Raw genomic sequence first — 3,163 nt, 5'->3', positions numbered from 1 at the left:
GGGGGCTGGTGGAGCTGAGGGGATTCGAACCCCTTACCTCGACAATGCGAATGTCGCGCTCTACCAATTGAGCTACAGCCCCAGCGGAGCGGCAGAATACCACGGCGACGGCTAGCATCTACGGGTGAACCCACTCATCCTTGCCCTGCTCTCCGCTGCCATGTGGGGCTGCACTGACCTCGTCACCAGTTTTGTTGGTCGGCGCATCGGCTCGCTGCGCGTGGTGGTGATTGCCGTCTCCACCTCGCTCCTTCTCGCCGGCGTGGTGGCGATCGCGCGCGGCGCGCTAACGACTGACTACGACACCACGATTGTCGGCGGCACGCTGGTCCTGGGGGTCGCCGCAGGCATTGCGTACATCGGCGTCTTCACCGCATTCCGCCTCGGTCCACTCAGCGTTGTCTCGCCGACGGTGTCGGCATACGGCGCACTCGCCGCCTTCCTTGCCGTGATCTTCTTAAACGAGCGTCTGGCCTCCGCCCACGTTGGCGGTGTCATCGCAGTCGGGATCGGTATCAGCCTCCTCGGCCTGCAGACCACCGGCACCGGTCGGGATCGGCGCGCCTCCCTGGCGAGCCCAGGTGTTGCGTTCGCGCTGGTTGGCCTCCTGTTCTTCGCGATCATCACCGTGCTGCTGACGATTCCAATCAAGGCGTACGGCTGGAGCACCGCCATTGCCCTCTCCCGCATCGGCAACCTGGTCACCGTTTGGGTGATCTTCTTTCTTCTCTACATGTACCGCGCACGCCTGCCGAAGTGGGCGCGCCACGACCTGCTCGGTGAGGGGCAGCGCCTCGATCGGCTCGGATTTGCGCTCGCCACGCTCGTCGGGCTTGGCGACACCATCGCCTTCTTCATCTTTGCCGCGGCGCTTGAGCAGGGGCCAACCTGGGCGGTCTCACTCCTCAGCTCGCTCGGCCCGATCATCGTCGTGCTCGGCGGTCTCTTCGGCTATCGCGAGCGACTGCGCCTCCCGCAGGTGGTTGGCTTGGGCGCCCTCGCCGTGGGCTTGGTGCTCGCCACCCTCCCGGCCTAGCCCCCTTGCGCAAGTAGAACGTCTGTTCTATTATGAGGCGTAGGCGAGGGCAGTATCCTCACGAGGTGTTGCCCCATCTCGGCCCTCGCCTAACTCCACACTTCTTCCACCGCGCGGCGCTCCTGGCTGCCCTCCCGTTCCTTCTGGCCGGCTGCTTCGGGTCGGCTGAGGCGACGCCCACCCCAAGCCAAGGAGCTACCACCGTGATCTCAACGGAATATGGACGCGTCTGGGGTGCGCTCCCGGCGGACTTCCCCCTGCTTGCGAGTGGTCACTCACTCGTGCGCCTCGACGTGCCGGCCAGCGGAGCGATCTGGAGCGAGATGGGTGTTAGCGAAGCGACCGCTGCGGCGATTGATGAGCTGCGTCGACTCGCATGGGACGTTCAGGGGCCGACCGGCACCGCAACCGCGCGGCGCATCAACGCCACCCGTGATCAAGGGGCGTGCGTTCTGACCATTCTGGTTGAGCCACTCGGCACGCGTACCTCGCTCGTCGTTTATCTTGGTGAGGGTTGTCCAAAGCCGTAGCGCATTGAAGGAGGAGTCATGGCACCAAAGCTGAAGCGTCGTGAAATCGTGCTCCCGATCTTGTTAGTGGTTGGACTCTTTGCGCTGACGTTCGCGGTGATTGCCGCGCAGGTACTGGGAGCGAACTCCTAGCGCTTCCCCTTACGTCGCTCCGCTTCAATGCGGCGACGGTCGCGCTCCGTTGGCTGGTTTGGACTCATTGCGCGCAAGAAGCGCGAATACCAACCGGCGAATGCACCGGCCAAGATTCCCGCCGCAGCGACGCCATAGATATCAGTCAACATTGCGCCAGGGTTTCCAATATTCTTGGTGATCCCGTCCAGCAAACCCTTCACAGGATTTCCCTCAACAAACGCTGACATGTCACCGAAAGTGCCGACGACCGCTGACGCCACGTAGGTGATGATGCCGAAGAGCCCGCCGATCATCCACGCGCCACGGCGTGTCAGCATTCCGCCAAGGAAGGCGATGACAAACGCTGGGGGGAGCAGAATCGATTGAACACCGAGTTGCGCAATGTTGGATGCGAGCATCCCTGGTTGCAGTGCAATAACCGTTGTGACGACTACGACAATGAGCGGCAGCAAAAAGGCGCGGGTGCGCACTAGCGTTGGAAGGTAGGCGAGATCTTCACGAATTGGTGCGCGGCCGGCCGATGAGCGGAGCGCTGCCCGCAGTCCGAGCCCGCCTGTGGCTGGTGGCGTTGGAACCCTTGCGGCTGCTGCGGCTGGGGCCTCTGGGGTAATGCCGAGAGCCTCTGCCTGAGCGCGCTCCCTTGCGGCCAAGCGATTGCGGCGACGTGCCTCTGCTCGATCGTTGGCGTGCTCTGGATTTGTCATCTGCTCATCCTAGACGCGGGCGGTACACAGCGCGTGGGAGGCTTCGCCACTCGCCCTCGCCCAATCCGCTACGGAGTGACCTTATGGCGAGAGCGAATACTTTTCGTGCAGCAACTCTTGGCGCCACACTTCTGGCGCTCACGCTCCTCCCACCGACGCTCACGCGGGCCGCTAGCCCTAGCGCCCTCCTGATCAGCAGTATTGCGACGGGCGGCAGCTCCGCCTCCGACGAGTACGTGGTGATTGAGGCGGTGGGTAGTGGTGGCTTAGCAATTGCCGACTATGAGTTGGTCTATACCACTGCAAGTGGCGCCACCACGCGACGCCTCATCAGCCTAGAAGGCGCGACACCACTCGCAGGGGGCACGCGGCTGCTGGCCGCTAATGGTCTTGGAAGCTTTGCGGTCGGCGCATTTGCAACGTGGAGTGAGGGAATTGCCGCAACGGGCGGCGCACTACGCCTGCGCGTGCGTGCTACCCCCACGCTGGTTGCCGATGCGATTTCATGGGGGAGTGCAACGTTGGGCGCTGGCGGTTTTGGCACGCCAACGCCTGCGATGTCGTCAACCACAATGATTCAACGACGCCGCAACGTGGACTTAGCCCTGATCAATACTCAGAGCAACAGTGCCGACTTCGTACTCGTTCAACTTGGGCCCCCAAGCCTGGCACCTGTGGTCCCGGGAACCCCTGCACCGACTGCGGCACCAACGCCGACCCCGACCCCTGCACCGACTGCGGCACCAACGCCGACCCCG

At 63.5% G+C, this 3,163-nt stretch carries 4 protein-coding genes and 1 tRNA gene; 3 read left to right on the top strand and 2 right to left on the bottom strand.

From position 1 onward, the window contains the following. Nucleotides 1–6 precede the first annotated feature (6 nt). Nucleotides 7–82, bottom strand: a tRNA-Ala gene (locus tag AC3LCN_RS05910). Between the two features lie 42 nt (nucleotides 83–124). On the opposite strand from AC3LCN_RS05910, the gene AC3LCN_RS05905 reads away from it, so the two are divergent. Further along, a complete protein-coding gene (locus AC3LCN_RS05905; protein ID WP_488649142.1) occupies nucleotides 125–1,036 on the top strand; it encodes an EamA family transporter in 912 nt (303 codons plus the stop codon). A 65-nt stretch (nucleotides 1,037–1,101) separates the two neighbouring features. Then, a complete protein-coding gene (locus tag AC3LCN_RS05900; protein ID WP_488649141.1) occupies nucleotides 1,102–1,566 on the top strand; it encodes a hypothetical protein in 465 nt (154 codons plus the stop codon). A 128-nt stretch (nucleotides 1,567–1,694) separates the two neighbouring features. On the opposite strand, the gene AC3LCN_RS05895 is transcribed toward AC3LCN_RS05900, so the two are convergent. After that, the gene (locus AC3LCN_RS05895; RefSeq protein ID WP_488649140.1) at nucleotides 1,695–2,405 is read right to left on the bottom strand and encodes a hypothetical protein; all 711 of its coding nucleotides are present in this window, start codon (nucleotides 2,403–2,405) and stop codon (nucleotides 1,695–1,697) included. An 83-nt stretch (nucleotides 2,406–2,488) separates the two neighbouring features. Here AC3LCN_RS05895 and AC3LCN_RS05890 point away from each other — a divergent pair. After that, the coding region (locus AC3LCN_RS05890; protein ID WP_488649139.1) for a hypothetical protein at nucleotides 2,489–3,163 on the top strand (675 nt) is incomplete at its 3' end.

This window comes from Candidatus Limnocylindrus sp., from assembly GCF_040397215.1.
Classification (GTDB): Bacteria; Chloroflexota; Limnocylindria; order Limnocylindrales; family Limnocylindraceae; genus Limnocylindrus.
This window is presented reverse-complemented; position numbering and strand designations above follow the sequence as displayed.